Below are 17,510 nucleotides of genomic sequence, written 5' to 3'. Positions count from 1 at the left end.
AAATGGGTGAGGTAGCAGACTGATGATCGAGAACAACTTTTCAAACCGAGTATATCGTAAACATCAAGAGAAACTGTTCGCGCTCGTACGGATGCCGATTGTAACGGAAGAAACGGTGCAGGAGGCAATTCTGTATATGTGTGAGATTGTCGCCGATATGTTGGCAGTCGATACAGTCTCGATCTGGCATTTTGATACATCGTATCGATCTATTTCATGTCAAGTCGCTTATTCTCACGAATCAGGGACACATCATCCGAAGTTGACGGTCCAGCGTGAACTTGCGCCTGACTATTTTGATGCGCTTCAAACAGAGCGAATACTTTCGTTTGAGGATGTTCGCAGTCATCCATGGGTGAAGGACTTGTACAAAGAGTACTTTGTAGAAGGAAAGCGTGTGTACTCCATGCTAGATGCTCCGATTTATGCAAACAATCGTGCCACAGGTGTGATTTGTTGCGAGACGTTTCTGCCTCGGGAGTGGAACTATCTTGAGGAGTTGATTGTGAGTACACTTGCGGATTTTATTGCCATCCTGTACTTCCGGCTTGACCGGCAGCTTGTGGATGAACGGATTCATCAGTTAGCCTACACGGACGAACTGACAGGTTTGATGAACAAATATGCATTTGTCGAGGAAGTCGATCAATTACGTCAACAAGCGAGAGGGTTTTTAGGAGCAGTTTTATATATTCGAGCAGACGATTTTCGGTCTATTGAGGATGCGATTGGAACCGAAACATCGAATTTGATCGTGAAAGAAATGGCGAAACGACTACGAGCAGTAATCGATGAATCTAGGATGGCACGTACCTCGCAATCGGGATTTGTCATTTGGGTACCTTACGGGGAACGGAGGAAAATACGTTCGTTTGCAGAACATTTATGCGAGCAAGTGACGCGTGCGCCATATCGAGTCAATGAATTAGACGTTGTACTGACGACGAGCGCATTCATTTCCATTGAACATGAAAGTCGATCTACTTTGGATATGATTCATACAACACGTGTCGTTGCAGGTCAATCAGATGAGAAACGTGGGGTCATCAAGTTTTTTGAAGAGGCCATGGCGCAAGAAGCATCTGAGAGACTCTTGTTAGAGATGAATTTACGTACTGGTGTGATATCAGGTCAGTTTGAACTGTATTTCCAACCGAAAGTGAATGCTTCCTCAGGTAAACTGAAAGGGTTTGAAGGGTTGATGCGCTGGAATCACCCAGAGCGAGGTCTTGTGCCGCCGCTCGACTTCATTCCGCTTGCCGAATCAACGGGTATCATCATCGACTTAGAGGAATGGGCGTTCGTGACGGCCTGTCGCCAGCTCAAACGTTGGCATGAACGGGGAGACCGGTACGAACTCGCCCTCAATTTATCGGCGCGTCACTTCTTATCCGAAGGGGTCGTCGAAAAGTTTGCCCAAATCGCACGAGAAGAAGGGGTCAGTACGAGTTATTTGACCTTAGAAATCACGGAGAGCGTCGGGATGGAGAACCAGCAACACGTCATCGATCGTTTCGTCGCATTCCGTGAAGAAGGTTTTTCCATCTCGATCGACGACTTCGGGACCGGGTTCTCGGCGTTCGTCTACTTGAAGCACTATCCGATTCATGAGATCAAAATCGATCGCCAGTTCATTCAAGTGACCGAGAATGACCCGACCGGAAACGTCATCGTCGAATCGATTGTCGATCTGGCACGTGGTTTGAATTTGAAGACGGTGTGCGAAGGCGTCGAGACGCTTGAACAGTGGAACGCGTTACGCGAACTCGGCTGTGACGAGATGCAAGGGTATTACTTCTCTAGACCATTGCCGCTCGAAGAACTGGAAGCATGGATTGCTGACTATACGACACAGACAAGGGACGCCTGAGCGTCCCTTTTAGAATTGTATATCAATATCGTTTACTCTTATAACTTACTAAAGTATAGATTGGGGACTCAAATACAGATGAATAGCTCGACGCCACAACAGTCAACTCATGAACTTACTTTTTTTAGCCAATTCAAGAATTGTATCTTGTTAGGGTTATTGGGAATTTTGTTGGGATGCTTGGATCAATATGCGAGTAGTTCCCCCTTGATTGATTTTGATACTACACTTGAGTTTTGGCTATTCCTAGTGACATTAGTAGCTGTGTTTAGCAAGTCACGATTAAACGCTTCCATTCATTCGATTATTTTGCTTGTTTCCACAGTTTTAGCTTATTACCTAATGTTCTATTTGAACTTAGGATTCTTACCATATCAACTATTTGGAATATGGCTAACTATCGCAGTCCTATCCTCTGTCTATGCGTTAATCATTTGGAATGCCGGTCAAAAAGGGATAGGCGCCGCAATTTTAAGCTCAATACCTACTGCCTTTCTATTCAAACGAGGCTACTATTTTCTTCCAGATCTTTTATTTAACTCTGAAGCAGCTCAAGTACGTATTCACTACTTTGGTATCGATATTCAAAGTGGATTTAATCTTGTGACTGCGGTTGTGCTTTATTCAATATTTTTTAAGATAACAGAACATCGAATCATTTTAACTGTTTCTACAGTGATCATATTCTTCATTTTTAAAGAAACTGGCATCCTCTCGTTTCTTCCCTTTTAAGTTGAAATGAAGTGGGTGCTTTTTGTATACAGTCTGCAAGGGACGCCTGAGCGTCCCTTTTGTTATGTCATGAATGTGATTCGAATCGAAGTGCCGTGTCCCGGTGCACTGTCGACTTCTATTTTCCCGCCGTGGGCTTCGATGATGTCCCGTGAGATGGCCATGCCGAGACCACTTCCGCGTGCATCGTCTGTATTCGTGCCTCGGTAATAGCGTTCAAAGATATAAGGCAATTCGGATTCTGCAATCCCATTTCCATCATCTCCAATCGTCACGACGTCACCGTCGACTCGAACGGTCACCTCATATGTGGAAGTGTCCCGTGCGGACGTGCCGCAGTCGATTACGAAAAAGTGAGTAAAAAAGCCATTCGTCATGACCTTCATGGCGGATGGCTTTTGCCTGTTCAGACGACAGGCGCCTCATAAGCGTTTAGTTCGAGTTTTAATATGTACGTTAGTTCATGATGCACCAATTCGGAGAAGTTCGTCTTTTTGACGTGTGTTCGTGGGCGCAATCCGCATTCCAATGCGATGTCGACAATGGTACGAATCTGATTTTCCGTATAGAATCGCTTCCGACCAAACGTGAACGGGGTCGGCGGCAAGACGCCATCGGTCTCCCACTTGATCAATTGCTGTTGGCTGCGTGGGATGCCGGCCACACTAAAGGCGCGGCTCAATTCTTTGAGCGGATAGACAATCAAATGTTGCTCTTTATACGAAATTGGTTTTCCTTGTTCCGGCCGGTATGTATCCCATTCGGTCGCTGAAAACGTCAGGTCGGCTTGGTCGAAGTCGTGTTGAGCGGAAGGAATTGAGGCAAAGCTTGCGAGGTCTAGGCTGTTCATCGTGTATGTCTCCTTCTTCAAGACTGACTAGTAAAATTCAAAAAATGCCCTCCTACGTATCGTACCCCATTTACAAGAATTTAACTTACAGTTTTTTCAAATATGGGGAATAAATCATGGTACTTTTGACGTATTTTTGAATGCTGTCTGCCGAAGATTAAGATACCCTAATTGGTATGAAAACTCAAGGGAAGCAGTCAACATTTGAAAAATGAATAAAAATTCAGAGGTTTTGGGACTATCGTCACTCATTGTTATATAAAAATAGAATGAGCACTTTCTTTGTGAAAGCGGTTAATAAGGGCGAAGGAGGTGAGACAGATGGCAGCATATCGAGAAACAGCGACGATACTTTATTTGGATACCCGGCGACAACTCGACGGCAAAGAGAAAAAGCAACTCGTTCGCTATGGACCGCTTGGAAGTCGGATGGATGAGGCACGGATGAAACAGTTTGGTGACTTGATCAAGGCACTGATTGATGTGGAATCCGCCAACTACGTCGTGGCCCAAGAATTTCTAGTGTATTAACAGGGAGGACTTATGAAGAACCGCACTCGTCCCGCCGCCGATCCTCGGCACGATGAGCAGGTGGTCACATGAGTTGGCCCGAACTCATCTCCAATCTGGGGTTCCCCATCGTCGTCTCGCTCTATTTGCTTCACCGGATTGAGACGAAGCTCGATCGCATGATTCAGCTGCTCGAACGAATGGATACCTCGACCGTATCAGAAACCTAATCCCCTATTGAAAGGAGCCATCCCCCATGGCTGTCTTAACAGAGAAGAAAGCAACGTTCGTGTTGACGACGCATCATGACGTACAAACAGCAAAACCGACGAAAAAAGCACAACGGTTCGGCCCGATTCGTGCCGACCTGACGGCAGATACGATTGACGCGTTCGGTCGTATCTTGATCGACCTCGTCATTCAAGAGGAAGCAGACCTCGGCATCGTCCGTGAATACGATTTAGTCTAACCCATACACTAAGGAGGAGAATCACCCATGACTGACACAAAACTTGAAATCTCATTTTTAGATGCATTCCATAAGGTCGTACGCTTCCGCTTGAACAACGTGAAACAACCGGTCGACGCCCAAAAAGTAGAAGCGCTTGCTGACTTCATGGTCGCCAACGATCCGCTCGCGAAGAATGTGATGGAGTGGACCGAAATCAAGATGATTGAAGGTACGCAGACGGTATTGAGTGAGAAATAATCGATGGAAAGGTGACTCTTGCAGTTTGAGTCACCTTTTTTAAGTTTGGTCAATCCTCTTCATTATTTTCTGAAAATTGTCGATAGTATAGGAAACACTGCATGATTGAGAGGAGAATACATAGATGGCATGGAAATCAACATGGTCGAAAGCACTGAACCGGATCAAACGAAAGCCGACATGGACGTGGAAACCGACACTCAAGTGGAAACGCGGAGAGAAGCGTGAACGCACGACATCTTTCGGGGCGAACATCGGGAGGAATTTAACGATTCGTCAAAAATTATGGGGTCTCGTCATCGTATCGCTCGTCATGGTCATTGGCGTCGGTGGTTACGCACTGTTTTCAATGAATGACGCGAACCGTCAAGCGGACGATATCGTCAACAATTGGAATAAAGGGCTCGATTACGCGCACAAACTCAATACGCTCGCTGCGAACTACCGCACGCTCGAACTCGATCACATCGTGACGGAGGATGCGGCACAAAAAGAAGAGCTCATGACACGGATGAAAGAGATTCGTGACGAGATCAACACGATCGCACCGAAATACGAAGGGCGTGCAGTGAATGCGGAAGACAAGGAACTCTTTACGAATTTCTCGCGTCAATGGGAGATGTACCAACGCGTCTCGGACAACATGTTGACGTTCAGCTCGACCGGCAGCACTGGGATGGCTCGCTCATACTATGATGCACAGTCCAAATCTACATATGACAACTTCACACAAAAACTAGCAGATCTGGTCGCCTACAACTCAGAAGGCTCGCAACGTGTCGGTCAGGACATGGAGCGTGACTTCATGCAGTCTCTCATGGCGTTGATCGCCGTGACGGTCGGGGCCGTGGTGATTCTCTTGTTCCTCGGATTCAGCCTGTTACGCTCGATCATTCGACCGATGCAAACGCTCCAGACACGCTTTGATGAACTCGCGACACAAGGTGGGGATTTGACGATGACGATTCCCGTCACGTCGAACGACGAGATCGCACAAGTCAGTCGTTCGTTCAACACGTTCCTCGCCACACTTCGTGAGATTATGATCGATGTCGATGAGACGGCGAAAGTCGTCCTCTCGTCTTCAAAAGATGTATCCGCTGAAGTGACGCGACTCAGCCACTATATGGAAGAGACGTCGGGTACGGTCGAAGAATTGACGGCTGGTATGGAAGAAACGGCAGCCTCTTCACAAGAAATGAGCGCCTCGACGACCGAGATGGGTAGCTCGATTGACTCGATTGTCGATCTATCAAACGAGAGTGCCGATACGGCGAATCGAGTCGAGACACGAGCACACGAGATGCGGGAGCAAGCTGTCGTCTCGAAAACAGAAGCAGTGGCAATTATCGAGAAGAAACAGGTCGAGCTCGCAGAAGCAATCAAAGGGGCCAAGTCGGTTGAAGAGATTCGCGTCTTGACGACAGCTATTCTTGCGATCGCCGACCAGACGAACTTGCTCGCCTTGAACGCATCGATTGAAGCGGCACGGGCAGGGGAAGCGGGTCGCGGATTCGCGGTCGTCGCATCCGAGATTCGCAAACTGGCGGAAAACTCACGTCAGACGGTCAACGAGATTCGTGACGTGTCAAACACGGTCATCGATTCGGTCGAACGACTCAACACGAGTTCGGCAGACATGTTGACGTTCCTCAATACGAAAGTCATGGCCGACTACGATCGTCTCGAAGATGCCGCAACGCAATACGAACAGGATGCAACAGTATTCGGTGAGACGGCGAAGACGTTCGAAGGTAACGCGCTTCAACTTCGCCATATGACGGACAACATTCTTGGGGTCATTCAAGAAGTAGCGACGACCGTGACAGAAGGCGCGGACGGTACGCAGTCCATCTCAGAGAAAGTCCAACTTTCGGTCGAGCGTTTCAACGACGTTCAGGCGAAGATGGGCGAAACGGAAAAACGGGCGACCGAACTCTCGAATCGCGTGGCGCAATTCAAACTATAAGCAAGTCTCAGAACCAGGCAGATGTCTGGTTCTTTTTTGTGCCCAGTACAAAAAATAAAAAGATAGGTCAATACGTAAATGAATTTCAAATTGTTGGTACAAATAAGGCTGTTGTATCCGATAAAGAAAAAGGCAATACATAAAAATAGAGAGAAATAGAGGTGGAAGAGGAGAGGTCTCCTCGTAGTACGTGAAAAAGATACGGAACACATGGACGTTATCAAGAAAAATCATGACGAGTATCGGTTTGATTCTAATTTTGACAATCGTTGGAATGGGATACAATCTGTGGACGCTCGACCGGATGACGAGTCAATATGAACACATGATTTCAAACGATGTCATGAAGATGAAAGCGGCAGACGACTTGGCGCTCGGGATGGTCCGTCAAGCGTATGGTGTCCGCGGGTATGTGCTTCTACAGGATGATGAGCGCAAACAACAAATCAGCCGGGGCGGAGAAGAGAAGAAAGCCGCCATCGAATCGTTGATTGAACTCGCGGACAATGAGACCGAACGAAAGGAATATGAATCGTTACTCGGATACGCGACAGGATATGATGAGTTGGCGACACAAGCCATCGCGGCGATTGACTCAAAAGATCAAGAAGCGATTGATCGTTTGACACTACGTCTCATGCCAGACGTGACGAAATCGATCGCATCGACCGGAGACGCATTGCAGGCCGAGACGGAAGAGAAGATGTTGGCGATGCAGATGGAGCTCCAAGAAGCGAGTCAGCGTGCCTTCTGGTACTCGGTCTTCATCGCCATCGTCAGTTTCGTCCTGACGATGGGCGCAGGATATGCCATCAGCCGTATGGTGACGACACCGCTCCGTTTCTTAGCGAAAGAAGTAGAAGTAGTCGCGGAAGGTGATTTGACACGTGAGGATCTTCAGGCGCTCACACAAGATGAAATCGGACAATTGATGACCGGCTTCAACCGCATGAAGGGTAATTTGCGTGAACTCATTGACCGCGTCACCCAAAACGCACAGGAAATCACAGCACAATCGGAAGAACTGTATGCGAGTACGGAAGAGATGGCGTCACAGACGGAGGAAACGACACGTCTCATCGACCGAGTCGTGGAAGAAACGGTCGCGCAGGCGAAAGAAGCGACTGGAACATCTCAAGCGGTGGCTGCTGCCGATGAAGGCATCGGTCGTATCGCTGGATCGATTGGCTCGATTGACGATGATGTGTCACAGAGTTTGATGCTCGCCGAAGAAGGTGGTGCGACGATGGCTCAGGCGAAAGACGAGGTGCTCGCACTGGAGCGGGAGACACGTCTGACGGGAGAATCGATTTCGGCATTGAAGCAACAGTCTGACGAGATCGCCCTTATCACCGAGGTCATTCAATCGATCACCGACCAGACAAACTTGTTGGCATTGAACGCGGCCATCGAAGCGGCACGTGCCGGTGAGCAAGGAAAAGGGTTCGCCGTCGTTGCAGAAGAAGTGCGTAAACTTGCCGAGCAGTCGAAGCAGTCGGCGACACAGATCGCCGGGTTGATCGAGTCGATTCAGACACAGTCGAACGCCGTTCTCGACCAACACGTCGTCAGTGCGAAACGCGTCGAGACGAACACGTTGTTGCTCGAACGAGCGACACGCGCATTCGAACAGATTGTCAGTCAGCTCGAGACATCAGTCGATAATACGTCACATATCCGCATCGCCTCGCATGAGATTGCGGAGACGACGAAACAAGTCGCGACGTCCTCTCTTCAAATGTCACAAGACAGTGAAGGGATGGCCGACACAATGCGTACGGTCGGTGAGACGGCTGACGCCCAACTCGCGATGATCCAAGAATTGAACGGTGTCGCTGAATCACTCGGCAATATGACGAGTGACCTGCAGACACTGATTGGTCGATTCACGACATAAGTTGAAAGCCCTGTCTCCTTGGAGTCAGGGCTTTTCGTTCACATCGGAACGATTCGCGATGAAGAAAGTGGGGAATCAACAACAAGGTAAACGACAAAAAGGAGTGGATTATATGAAGTATACGGTCATTACAGGAGCTAGTTCAGGAATCGGCTATGAGACAGCGAAGCTACTCGCCGAAAAAGGCAAGTCGCTTGTGCTCGTCGCAAGACGGAAAGAAGAGCTTGAGTCGCTACGTGATGAGATCAAATCCATCTCGCCAGATAGTGATGTCATCATCAAATCGACCGACCTATCATATAGCGAAAACGTGTATGGTCTCTATGAATCGCTCGCGGACCTCGATATCGAAACGTGGATCAACAACGCCGGATTCGGGGATGCGGATCTCATCAAAGATGTCGACCTCGGTAAAATCGAGAACATGATTCGTTTGAATATCGAGGCACTCACCGTCTTATCGAGTCTATACGTTCGAGATTATCATGACGTCGAAGGGGCGCAACTGTTGAACGTGTCGTCTGTCGGGGGCTATCGGATCGTCCCGAACTCGGTCACGTATTGTGCGACGAAGTTCTTCGTGAGTGCGTATACGGAAGGGCTCGCGCAAGAGTTGAAGCAGAGTGATGCCAAGCTTCGGGCGAAAGTACTCGCACCGGCTGCAACCGAAACGAGTTTCGCCGACCGGGCTCGCGATACGGAAGGGTTCGACTATAGCGAGAACGTCGCAAAGTATCACACGGCGCGCGAGATGGCAGAATTCCTATGGGAGTTACTTGAAGGCGACGAAGTCGTCGGGATTGTCGATCCGGAGGACTACTCGTTCAGCCTGCGCGGACCGATTAAACCGTATGCCGGATAAACAAAAACATCACGCCGCGCTGAACTGCTCCCCGTCAAGTAGACAGGGCAAATAATGAATACCGACCTAGGCGGCTTGAGCCCTGTATTCGACAGGGCTCAAGCCGTTCAGTCGTTTCTGAAAACGATCGTGGTTGTAGAACGATATGTAGGTCTCGATGGCCGATGTGAGTTCGCTATATGCTTGGAACTCACGCAAGCAGTACATCTCCACTTTCAAGGTGCCCCAAAAACTCTCGATTGGCGCATTGTCGATGCAACGTCCGACCCGGGACATGCTTCGGGTCATTCCCGCGTCTTCTACCATCCGTTTGAACCCTCTCGAGGTATATTGGAACCCTTGGTCGCTATGGATCATCGGACGTGTTCCTGTACGGAGCCCCGCGATGGCTGGCATCGTCGTATGGAACACGAGCCCGTTGTTGTTGGACCTCCCGATGCGATAGGCGACGATTGAGCCGTCATACAGGTCGATGATCGCGCTCAGGTAGGCCTTCTTCCCGGCGCCGTATTTGAACTCGGTGACGTCGGTGCACCGTTTCTCGTCTGGCCGGGATGCACTGAATTCTCGGTTCATCAGGTTCTCGGCCACATGTTGTGGCGTTGATTTCTTATGTCTCTTCCGCTTCCGGCGGATGATCGATTGGATCCCATGGATATGCATCAAGCGATAGATCCGCTTTTCATTAAACGGGGACAGGCTCTGTTGCCGGCGCAGCCGATTGATGGTCATCGTGATCCGACGGTACCCGTATGTGCCGTTCGCCTGGTCATAGAGTAGACGAATGTCCTCCAGAAGCTTCTCGTTCTCTTCTTGACGCACCGGTATGGTACGATTCAACCATTTGTAATAGGCCGCCCGTGAGATGTCGGCGACTCGACAGAGGAGCACGATCGAAAGGGCCTCCTCTTCGTTTAATTCTTTGATGGCGATATATCGTTGCTGTAGCCGTACCTGGCTGATCACGACTTCCTCTCGATCTCCTCCAACTTTTTTAGAAACAAGATGTCCGCACGAAGAAGTTCGTTCTCAAGCTCCATTTGCTGGATACGGCGCTTAAGCTTCTCTTCTTCCATCATGCGCAGCGCACTCAATTTTTGTTCGATCGTATGCCGACTTCTCGCCATAAAAAAACACTCCCCAATAGATAACAGATTTTTTATTTCATCTGTCTACCTATTGGGGAGCATATCAGTATCGATACCAGGTCGCAGCTTAGGTCTACCCTTTTTTCTTTTTTACTGTCTACTTGACGGGGAGCAGTTCAAAAACCCCTGGGGTTGATTTTTGTTCATTTAACTCTTCGCCTGCCTCAAGTACCGCGGATAGAATACGAGCGCTGTGACGATACAAATTGTTCCGAAAACCACAAGAATTGCTAGAGATGCCCAAACATCTAGTAGAGTACCTTGCTCCAAGAGCACGGTCTTGTAGCCTTCCAGTGCCCAGTAATGTGGTAGGAACCTCGCAATGTTCTGCATCACCTCCGGCATAAATTCAACGGGCATCCAGAGACCACCGAGCATTGCACCACCGAGAGCAATGACTTGCGTGAGAGCAATTCCCATGTTTTCCGTCTTGGCGAGCACTGCCATCGCCATTCCACAGCCTGTCGCAACAAATGCCAGGCCGACAGAGAGTACAGCGAGCGCCACCGGGTCGCCGAGAGGAAGGTCATAGACAACTACACCAAACCCGAACAGCACGATGATCTGTAACAAGACCACTGCGACGAACGGCAACCATTTGCCAAGGAAATACTCCATCCGCAACAATGGTGTACTGGCCATACGCGCCGTCATGCCACTGTCGCGATCTTTGATAAACGCGATGACGATGGAAATCATGATGTAGAACGAGAACATGACTGTATACCCCGGCACGATCTGGACGACAAGTTGCTCGGGCTCTGCACCCATGCTCTCTCCGAATATCGTGATAAAGCCGACGATGAAGATGATGGGTAACAGAAATGTCCAAAACCATAGTCCCTTATCCTGTGTCTTCTTTTTCAGCTCTAGTAAGGCAATCGCGTTCATTGCACTCCCTCCTGTCTCGTGTCGCGTAAATGCGTGCCAGTCAGCTTGAAGAAGATGTCCTCGAGCTTCGCTTGACTGAGTTCAAGGCGTTCCGGAATGATGCCCTCAGCGGCAAACTGTTTGGCGATCCGCTCCAGAAGACGTAAAGGTTCTGCACTCTCAATCACAAACCCCTTATCCCGCGCAGTCACACTCTCGTATCCGTTTAACCCTTCTCGCGTCACGGACGGACCTTCCAAATAGATGGCCGCGTGTCGGTGTTTGGCGAGAACCTCTTGCATGGTTCCGTATTCGACGACGTTTCCTTGGTCTATAAACCCTATCGTGTCACACAACTGCTCCACTTCTTCCATGTAATGACTGGAATAAAGAATCGTCTTGTCCTGCCTTTTCAAGTCATGAATCAATTCGAAGATGGCCCAACGTGACTGAGGATCGACGCCTACTGTCGGCTCGTCGAGTACAATGATGTCCGGATCATGAAGTAAGGCACATCCGATATTCAATCGCCTCTTCATCCCTCCAGAGAAGGTGCGGACAAGGGATTTTTCTCGATCAGCTAAACCGATTAGTGCGAGTACCTGTTGTATGCGTTCTTGAAGCTTAGAACCCTTCAACCCATACAGCCTTCCGAAGAACAGCAAGTTATCACGCGCCGTCAACGTCTCTTCTAAACAGATGTCTTGCGGGACGTAACCGATGCGCCGTTTGATGGCTGTGACATTCTGTTTAAATGGTGCTCCTTGCACAAGGACATCTCCTTCATAGTCTTCCACCACACCGACTAAAATCTTCATGAGCGTCGACTTTCCTGCTCCGTTCGGGCCGACCAAACCGAAGCAGCTTCCCCTCGGTATATCGAGGTTTACTGAGTCAAGCGCTTGCCGTTTGTCATAGTTCTTGCGGACGCCTTGAATCTCGATCATATTTGTTCCCTCCCTTTATTTTCGTTGTTGCAAGGATTCATTCATGCGCTTTTCCATTTGCTTAAAGTACGTAAACCAGCCGATCCAGTTGAGGATGTAGGTGATTGTGAAAAATACAAATCCAATGGCAAGTGAACGTGGTGTGAGTGGAACCCAACCTGTGAGCCAAGTAAAGACAGGAAACAGCACAATCAGCGACGTTACATAATGAAACAAGGTCTGCTTCAACATGCTCCACTCGTCTCTTTCGAATAATAAAGCGCTTATGCTAAAGTACGCACCGATCAACATGCTGCCGAGTAAGTTCAGAGCAATCAGGTGAGAAGAAACGGTATCTTCGGGATCATTCAGTACAACAAGCGCAATGAGCGTCACCACAGCCCCTACACCAAATCCACCAAACATACGGACAATCAATTTACTCACCACGGCCGCCACCTCCTTCCACTAATTGCTTGCGCAGATGCTGCACATAGCTTCGTGTGACGTATTCTTTATTACCGGATTTAAATAAGACACACAGATTTCCGTTGAACGATAGTTCGAATCTGTCAATCCGGTCCATGTTGCCGATGACCGATTTGGAGAAGCGAATAAAGCTGTAGTTGGTCAAGAATTCTTCTAGTTCATATAGTTTGAGCTTCAACTCTAGCGCTTTCGTCTGCATCTGCGCGTACACCTTTCGATTTGCCGAATAGACATAGTCAATCTCACTCGGCTGCAAGATCACAGACCCCTCGCCGTCTACAGCTACAAGTCGCTTCGGTGAACCTTCTGATTTATCGAGTTCCTTCAGATGCCGCACAATCGCCTCTACTTCTTCGGTCCACTCGCTTGCCTGGATGGTCACCATGGGAGTGTCTTCGTGGGCCGGGTCAATATCAATTTTGATTTTCATGGAGGCCTCCTTCTCTTCTTTTACAGTATGTTAGAAAAAGTCACAATTGGTGTATGTTTATGTATGAGTTGCAAAAACGGGAGCCTGACATGCACAATTTGTTGCATGAACGCCCCTCCTCTTGTCATAGCTCGATCCATTCCTTTTCTCGAATCTGTTAACTCGCTATGACTAGTATACTTCTTAATCCATTTACGAAGAACAGACCAATTACTGATCTGATACTTGGAGAGTACCTTCATTCTAGTGAACCCATCGAGATAGTCGCGGACGGCCGCGATTTTCAGTTCCTTGGTGTAAGATTTCCATGCCTTCGATTCCTTCAACGCATCGATCCCACCGGTATCGAATTTCACTTTCCACACCTGGAGGGTGTGCCTAGAGACGCCATGAGCCCCCATGATTTCCTTCCAAGTATATGTTTCTTCTTCCATCATGCGCAGCGCACTCAATTTTTGTTCGATCGTATGCCGACTTCTCGCCATAAAAAACACTCCCCAATAGATAAACAGATTTTTTATTTCATCTGTCTACCTATTGGGGAGCATATCACGCTGGCGTGATGTTTTTTCATGACGTCGGTACAGAGTAACCACCCGTGAAGCGGTGTGTCAGGCGACGTGTCCAGTAACGCAACCGAAGGCGCCACACATAGAGCTGAGACGTGTTCGGAAGAATGACGTTGTCGACGTATTCCGCGAACATGTGACGGAACATCCGCTCTTCACTGCGGTCATAAGTCGCACTCCACATCCCGTGATTCTCGACTTCTAAGAGCATCCAAATCATCTCGTCGGTAAGCGGGTCATCGTCCTTCAACTCGGCCGTCAGTGCAGCGAAACGATGGCTACACATAGACGCGTATAAGGAATGGGCATGCGGGTCATGTGGGTTTAATGTTAAGTAACCGCTCGAAGTTTTCATCAGTTCATTGACCATATCGAGCGGAATGTCGTCATACACTTGGAAAAATTCGAGCAACATCGGGACGGTGTCCGGACCAAATCCGGCAAGCCGGACATAGTTCATGATATGAAGACCGGCCTCGCCATGGAATTTGCGGTCGAAGTAGTGGACGGCAAGGGCGCGATGCATGATTGGGACATCCGGATAGCGTTCGACGCCACGGAGAAAGTGTTGTTCAGCCTCGAACGTGAACCCGGTGTCTTCACTGACAAATCCTTTTAACATATGAAGAATGTAGTGGTCACCGAGCGAACTCGCTTTCTCGAGCCACGGTTTGGCCGAATCGGTGTCACCTTCTCGAATATATGGATAAGCACGCATCGCCGGGAAGAATGGGTCGTCCGGGAACGCGGTCTCGCCCCGTGTCGCCATGTCATTGATGGCTTCAGCGTTATAAGCTTCCGTTAATTCTGCGAGGAGCATCATCTCAAGGAACGTGCGCTGGAACTCTGGGGTGTTTAAATTGATGGTTTGTGTCATACGGTGTCCTCCTCACAAGTACTGGTGTCGCTCTATTATACTTGTTCTTGCAAAAGGCGAGTAGCATCTTTTTTGACACTCCCACGATTAAAACCGTGGGATTCTGAAGTGCTTGTGCGAGCGCAGTCCATTTCTGTTTTGCTCAAACCTCCAGATGAGGGTGTGCCATCACCCCTCCTGAGACAGATCATATAGATTCTCAGGCTGGTGGACTGTTACCATCCACCACAGGTCGTTGCAGGTGTGTCCATCTGATGTTTTAGCGTCTTTTGCATGACGACAGGCATCGTTTTACCGGTCATATGTTTTCATGACCGAACCGTATACGATTTTCAAGGGGCGATGGACACAGGCGTTTTAGAGACTTGTTCTTGTCTATGGGATAAGTATACCCGAACGTCGGATGTTTTCACATCCGAACTCACTCTCATCCCATGCCTAAAGGCGGGCTATGTCCGATATGGGCTTTCCCGTTCGTAAAATCTTGTAAAAACGGGAAATGGAAAGGTAGGACTGGAAAGGAGGGGGAAGGCATGGCGACGTTCACTGGATATGTCGCAGAGGTGATGGAGGAAAAAATCCGCGTCACGCCGACGCGGGAAGCGGAACCGTTTGATGGCATCGTGTTTCATGTAGCGAGACCTCTTTTGGACGAGACACCGCTTCTCGTCGGACAACAGGTCCGAGTTGAGCATGATGAACGATTGACACGCTCCTTGCCGCCACAAACAACGGCATATCGAATCGTTGTGTTATGATGAGGACGAGGTGAATGACATGGGACAACGGAACTTTCTATGGCTTGGAGCCGTCGTCGGCTTCAGTGCCCTCGTCGTCTGGTTGTTGCAAGATGCGCTCCCGTTCTGGGCGCTGTCGATTCTGCTTCTGGTATTAGGAGCGGTGCTCGGCAATCTCCAACGACGCTTCACACGTGACGAATAACGAGCACTCCATCATTCGGATGGGGTGCTCGTGTCGTTTTCCTCTTCAATCGGTTCTTCTGGATCGTCTTCGACGATGGAGTCCTCATCCCCGTCTGGTTCGAGTGTCGTCGGTTCTTCTGGTTCCGTTGGCTCTTCCGGTTCGGTCGGTTCCTCCGGCTCCGTCACCGGGGGATCGTCTTCAATCGGCTCTTCCGTTTCCGGTGGGTCCGTCGGTTCCTCTGGTTCGCTCGGCGGTTCCGCAGGCTCTTCTGGCGTCACTTCCGGTGTCGTCGGTTCGGGCTCTTCCACAACCTCCTCTTCGACTTCTTCCTCGACCGGTGCCTCCGGTTCAGTGGCCGGTGATATTTCAGGTTGCGCCTCAAGAATAGGGGGTGCTTCCGGAACGACGACCGGTTCTTCGGTCAAATCTGGTTTGATCGGTTCGACCGGTGCGAGTTCGATAGGTGGCGGTGCCGGTGCATCTTTTGCGATGAACGTCCGGATGTCTTGCTCAAATAGTGCGGTCGGCAAGGCGATTCCTCGCAAATGGATGGCGACGACTCGCCCGGATGCTGAAAGGAGTGGACTGCCATACGCATGACGAGGTAATTCAAAGTTTCGGCTATAGCCGTTCTCGGCGAATGTGACCGTTCCGTTGATTCGTTCTTGCATCGTCAATGTGATCAACGTCTCATCCTCTGCTGCAATCGCTTGCGTGAGGGTGTACGGTGTGTTCTCCGTCTCTTCGATTCGAATGACAGCGATGAGCTTCGTCCGACCGACGACGGTACCGGAGACGGCCTGCCCTTCATGGTACATGATGATATTCGTCAATCCAGCCACATTCGAGGCCGCTGTGACGACATCGCGTGAACTCACCAAAAATCCCGTCCCGTAACTGACGGTGAAGAGGCTATCTTGTAGTGCGGCGAAGTCGACCGGTGTCGCTTCGTCAGCGGAGACCGTATCTTCCCCAATCGGCAAGTTGACCTGATCGGCGAGCGAGTCGGTCGAACGTAGCATGTCCGTGAAATAGGCGTTTCCAATGAAGGTGACAAAGGCAATGAGTGCGATAGCGAATGGGGTGGCAAATAACCAAATCGTGCGACGTGAGCGGCGGCCACACGTCGGACAGACCGTTTTCGATCGTGTCTTCTTTCCGCAGTGGGGACAAGTCACAGGGGCACCTTCTTTCCATAAAGTTCGATGCTATGCTTATTCCTTCATTTGGAAAGAGGTAAACAAATATTTTGGAGGGGTCACACATTTTAAGTCACATGATAAAATCTTCAAAAGATGTAGGGGGAAATCCAATGAAATTCATCATCTTATTTGGTCCGCAAGCCGTCGGCAAGATGACGGTCGGGCAGGCGCTCGCCGACAAAACCGGACTGAAATTATTCCATAACCACATGACGATCGACCTCGTCGGACCGTTCTTCAATTACGGGACGCCGGAAGGGAAGCGACTCGTCCAACACTTTCGTCAAGAACTGTTCGAATCGGTCGCCAAGAGTGATCTACCCGGCATGATTTTCACGTTCGTCTGGGCGTTTGACATGCAGGAGGACTGGGATTACGTGAAGAAAGTGACGGATTTGTTCGAGTCACACGGGGCGGACATCTATTACGTCGAGCTCGAGGCCGAGATGGAAGAGCGCCTCGCGCGCAATACGACGGAGAACCGTCTTGCCCATAAACCGTCGAAGCGTGACATCGCCTGGTCCGAGGCAGAACTGAAGCAGACGGCGACGATGTATCGATTGAACTCACGTCCGGGAGAATTAGACGTCGAGCACTATCTTCGGATCGATAACACGAACTTAAGTCCGGAAGAGACGGCGGCGCAGATTCAACAAGCATTCGACCTATGAAAAAG

20 protein-coding genes and 2 pseudogenes are annotated in these 17,510 nt (G+C 49.4%); 12 read left to right on the top strand and 10 right to left on the bottom strand.

Going from position 1 to position 17,510, the window contains the following annotated elements; translation table 11 throughout:
- Positions 1 to 22 precede the first annotated feature (22 nt).
- The gene (locus tag KNO72_RS08970) at positions 23 to 1,870 is read left to right on the top strand and encodes a sensor domain-containing phosphodiesterase (RefSeq protein ID WP_214757902.1); all 1,848 of its coding nucleotides are present in this window, start codon (positions 23 to 25) and stop codon (positions 1,868 to 1,870) included.
- Positions 1,871 to 1,948: 78 nt separating this feature from the next.
- Entirely contained in the window at positions 1,949 to 2,602 is a 654-nt protein-coding gene (locus tag KNO72_RS08965) for a hypothetical protein (protein WP_214757900.1), read from the top strand.
- A 62-nt stretch (positions 2,603 to 2,664) separates the two neighbouring features.
- Here the strand turns inward: KNO72_RS08965 and KNO72_RS08960 are convergent, their stop codons facing one another.
- Positions 2,665 to 2,979, bottom strand: coding sequence for a sensor histidine kinase (locus KNO72_RS08960; RefSeq protein WP_251028310.1), 315 nt, complete (start codon positions 2,977 to 2,979; stop codon positions 2,665 to 2,667).
- A 29-nt stretch (positions 2,980 to 3,008) separates the two neighbouring features.
- On the bottom strand, positions 3,009 to 3,452 hold the full coding sequence (locus KNO72_RS08955) for a MerR family transcriptional regulator (RefSeq protein ID WP_214685903.1): 444 nt from the start codon (positions 3,450 to 3,452) through the stop codon (positions 3,009 to 3,011).
- Between the two features lie 321 nt (positions 3,453 to 3,773).
- Between KNO72_RS08955 and KNO72_RS08950 the strand changes: the two genes are divergently transcribed.
- The 7 genes from KNO72_RS08950 to KNO72_RS08920 all read left to right on the top strand — a co-directional run bounded on the left by KNO72_RS08950 (position 3,774) and on the right by KNO72_RS08920 (position 9,399).
- The gene (locus tag KNO72_RS08950; protein WP_214757898.1) at positions 3,774 to 3,983 is read left to right on the top strand and encodes a hypothetical protein; all 210 of its coding nucleotides are present in this window, start codon (positions 3,774 to 3,776) and stop codon (positions 3,981 to 3,983) included.
- Between the two features lie 68 nt (positions 3,984 to 4,051).
- A complete protein-coding gene (locus tag KNO72_RS08945) occupies positions 4,052 to 4,192 on the top strand; it encodes a YvrJ family protein (protein ID WP_012727209.1) in 141 nt (46 codons plus the stop codon).
- A 26-nt stretch (positions 4,193 to 4,218) separates the two neighbouring features.
- Positions 4,219 to 4,431, top strand: coding sequence for a hypothetical protein (locus KNO72_RS08940; RefSeq protein WP_078147540.1), 213 nt, complete (start codon positions 4,219 to 4,221; stop codon positions 4,429 to 4,431).
- A gap of 27 nt (positions 4,432 to 4,458) precedes the next feature.
- Positions 4,459 to 4,671 (top strand): DUF2922 family protein, encoded by a 213-nt coding sequence (locus tag KNO72_RS08935; RefSeq protein ID WP_031422462.1) that lies wholly within the window; start codon positions 4,459 to 4,461, stop codon positions 4,669 to 4,671.
- 124 nt (positions 4,672 to 4,795) lie between these two features.
- Positions 4,796 to 6,640, top strand: coding sequence for a methyl-accepting chemotaxis protein (locus tag KNO72_RS08930; protein ID WP_078147539.1), 1,845 nt, complete (start codon positions 4,796 to 4,798; stop codon positions 6,638 to 6,640).
- 190 nt (positions 6,641 to 6,830) lie between these two features.
- Positions 6,831 to 8,537 carry a methyl-accepting chemotaxis protein gene (locus KNO72_RS15890; RefSeq protein WP_371815838.1) on the top strand — a complete coding sequence of 569 codons (1,707 nt, stop codon included), beginning with the start codon at positions 6,831 to 6,833 and terminating at the stop codon, positions 8,535 to 8,537.
- Between the two features lie 112 nt (positions 8,538 to 8,649).
- The gene (locus KNO72_RS08920) at positions 8,650 to 9,399 is read left to right on the top strand and encodes an SDR family NAD(P)-dependent oxidoreductase (protein WP_078147538.1); all 750 of its coding nucleotides are present in this window, start codon (positions 8,650 to 8,652) and stop codon (positions 9,397 to 9,399) included.
- A gap of 66 nt (positions 9,400 to 9,465) precedes the next feature.
- Here the strand turns inward: KNO72_RS08920 and KNO72_RS08915 are convergent.
- The 7 genes and pseudogenes from KNO72_RS08915 to KNO72_RS08885 all read right to left on the bottom strand — a co-directional run.
- Positions 9,466 to 10,472: pseudogene (locus KNO72_RS08915) on the bottom strand (IS3 family transposase); the annotation flags it as partial.
- A gap of 222 nt (positions 10,473 to 10,694) precedes the next feature.
- The gene (locus KNO72_RS08910) at positions 10,695 to 11,438 is read right to left on the bottom strand and encodes an ABC transporter permease (RefSeq protein ID WP_214757896.1); all 744 of its coding nucleotides are present in this window, start codon (positions 11,436 to 11,438) and stop codon (positions 10,695 to 10,697) included.
- The gene (locus KNO72_RS08905) at positions 11,435 to 12,364 is read right to left on the bottom strand and encodes an ABC transporter ATP-binding protein (protein WP_214757894.1); all 930 of its coding nucleotides are present in this window, start codon (positions 12,362 to 12,364) and stop codon (positions 11,435 to 11,437) included. The genes KNO72_RS08910 and KNO72_RS08905 overlap by 4 nt, the downstream gene beginning before the upstream one ends.
- Before the next feature lie 15 nt (positions 12,365 to 12,379).
- Positions 12,380 to 12,790, bottom strand: a complete 411-nt coding sequence (locus KNO72_RS08900; RefSeq protein WP_143404790.1) for a DUF3021 domain-containing protein — start codon at positions 12,788 to 12,790, stop codon at positions 12,380 to 12,382.
- Entirely contained in the window at positions 12,783 to 13,262 is a 480-nt protein-coding gene (locus KNO72_RS08895; protein ID WP_214757892.1) for a LytTR family DNA-binding domain-containing protein, read from the bottom strand. Before KNO72_RS08895 ends, KNO72_RS08900 begins: the two co-directional genes overlap by 8 nt.
- 116 nt (positions 13,263 to 13,378) lie before the next feature.
- A pseudogene (locus KNO72_RS08890) lies at positions 13,379 to 13,747 on the bottom strand (helix-turn-helix domain-containing protein); the annotation flags it as partial.
- Positions 13,748 to 13,832: 85 nt separating this feature from the next.
- Positions 13,833 to 14,708 carry a tetratricopeptide repeat protein gene (locus tag KNO72_RS08885; protein ID WP_214757890.1) on the bottom strand — a complete coding sequence of 292 codons (876 nt, stop codon included), beginning with the start codon at positions 14,706 to 14,708 and terminating at the stop codon, positions 13,833 to 13,835.
- A gap of 533 nt (positions 14,709 to 15,241) precedes the next feature.
- Between KNO72_RS08885 and KNO72_RS08880 the strand changes: the two genes are divergently transcribed.
- Entirely contained in the window at positions 15,242 to 15,466 is a 225-nt protein-coding gene (locus KNO72_RS08880) for a hypothetical protein (RefSeq protein ID WP_078147532.1), read from the top strand.
- Between the two features lie 19 nt (positions 15,467 to 15,485).
- The gene (locus KNO72_RS08875) at positions 15,486 to 15,650 is read left to right on the top strand and encodes a hypothetical protein (RefSeq protein WP_168169867.1); all 165 of its coding nucleotides are present in this window, start codon (positions 15,486 to 15,488) and stop codon (positions 15,648 to 15,650) included.
- Between the two features lie 11 nt (positions 15,651 to 15,661).
- On the opposite strand, the gene KNO72_RS08870 is transcribed toward KNO72_RS08875, so the two are convergent.
- Positions 15,662 to 16,810, bottom strand: coding sequence for a S1 family serine peptidase (locus tag KNO72_RS08870; protein ID WP_214757888.1), 1,149 nt, complete (start codon positions 16,808 to 16,810; stop codon positions 15,662 to 15,664).
- A 134-nt stretch (positions 16,811 to 16,944) separates the two neighbouring features.
- Between KNO72_RS08870 and KNO72_RS08865 the strand changes: the two genes are divergently transcribed.
- Positions 16,945 to 17,505, top strand: a complete 561-nt coding sequence (locus KNO72_RS08865) for an AAA family ATPase (RefSeq protein WP_078147530.1) — start codon at positions 16,945 to 16,947, stop codon at positions 17,503 to 17,505.
- Positions 17,506 to 17,510 lie beyond the last annotated feature (5 nt).

It is taken from the genome of Exiguobacterium sp. s123, assembly GCF_018617075.1.
Lineage (GTDB): Bacteria > Bacillota > Bacilli > Exiguobacteriales > Exiguobacteriaceae > Exiguobacterium > Exiguobacterium profundum.
Note: the sequence above shows the minus strand (reverse complement) of the source record. Positions and strands in the feature narration are given on the sequence as shown.

Bases quoted from the DNA above. Each gene is read 5' to 3' on its own strand.
- KNO72_RS08895 (WP_214757892.1), bottom strand. From the start codon at position 13,262: ATGAAAATCAAAATTGATATTGACCCGGCCCACGAAGACACTCCCATG.
- KNO72_RS08875 (WP_168169867.1), top strand. From the start codon at position 15,486: ATGGGACAACGGAACTTTCTATGGCTTGGAGCCGTCGTCGGCTTCAGT.
- KNO72_RS08970 (WP_214757902.1), top strand. From the start codon at position 23: ATGATCGAGAACAACTTTTCAAACCGAGTATATCGTAAACATCAAGAG.
- KNO72_RS08910 (WP_214757896.1), bottom strand. From the start codon at position 11,438: ATGAACGCGATTGCCTTACTAGAGCTGAAAAAGAAGACACAGGATAAG.
- KNO72_RS08930 (WP_078147539.1), top strand. From the start codon at position 4,796: ATGGCATGGAAATCAACATGGTCGAAAGCACTGAACCGGATCAAACGA.
- KNO72_RS08865 (WP_078147530.1), top strand. From the start codon at position 16,945: ATGAAATTCATCATCTTATTTGGTCCGCAAGCCGTCGGCAAGATGACG.
- KNO72_RS08935 (WP_031422462.1), top strand. From the start codon at position 4,459: ATGACTGACACAAAACTTGAAATCTCATTTTTAGATGCATTCCATAAG.
- KNO72_RS08920 (WP_078147538.1), top strand. From the start codon at position 8,650: ATGAAGTATACGGTCATTACAGGAGCTAGTTCAGGAATCGGCTATGAG.
- KNO72_RS08940 (WP_078147540.1), top strand. From the start codon at position 4,219: ATGGCTGTCTTAACAGAGAAGAAAGCAACGTTCGTGTTGACGACGCAT.
- KNO72_RS08880 (WP_078147532.1), top strand. From the start codon at position 15,242: ATGGCGACGTTCACTGGATATGTCGCAGAGGTGATGGAGGAAAAAATC.
- KNO72_RS08905 (WP_214757894.1), bottom strand. From the start codon at position 12,364: ATGATCGAGATTCAAGGCGTCCGCAAGAACTATGACAAACGGCAAGCG.
- KNO72_RS08955 (WP_214685903.1), bottom strand. From the start codon at position 3,452: ATGAACAGCCTAGACCTCGCAAGCTTTGCCTCAATTCCTTCCGCTCAA.
- KNO72_RS08965 (WP_214757900.1), top strand. From the start codon at position 1,949: ATGAATAGCTCGACGCCACAACAGTCAACTCATGAACTTACTTTTTTT.
- KNO72_RS08960 (WP_251028310.1), bottom strand. From the start codon at position 2,979: ATGACGAATGGCTTTTTTACTCACTTTTTCGTAATCGACTGCGGCACG.
- KNO72_RS08950 (WP_214757898.1), top strand. From the start codon at position 3,774: ATGGCAGCATATCGAGAAACAGCGACGATACTTTATTTGGATACCCGG.
- KNO72_RS08945 (WP_012727209.1), top strand. From the start codon at position 4,052: ATGAGTTGGCCCGAACTCATCTCCAATCTGGGGTTCCCCATCGTCGTC.
- KNO72_RS08885 (WP_214757890.1), bottom strand. From the start codon at position 14,708: ATGACACAAACCATCAATTTAAACACCCCAGAGTTCCAGCGCACGTTC.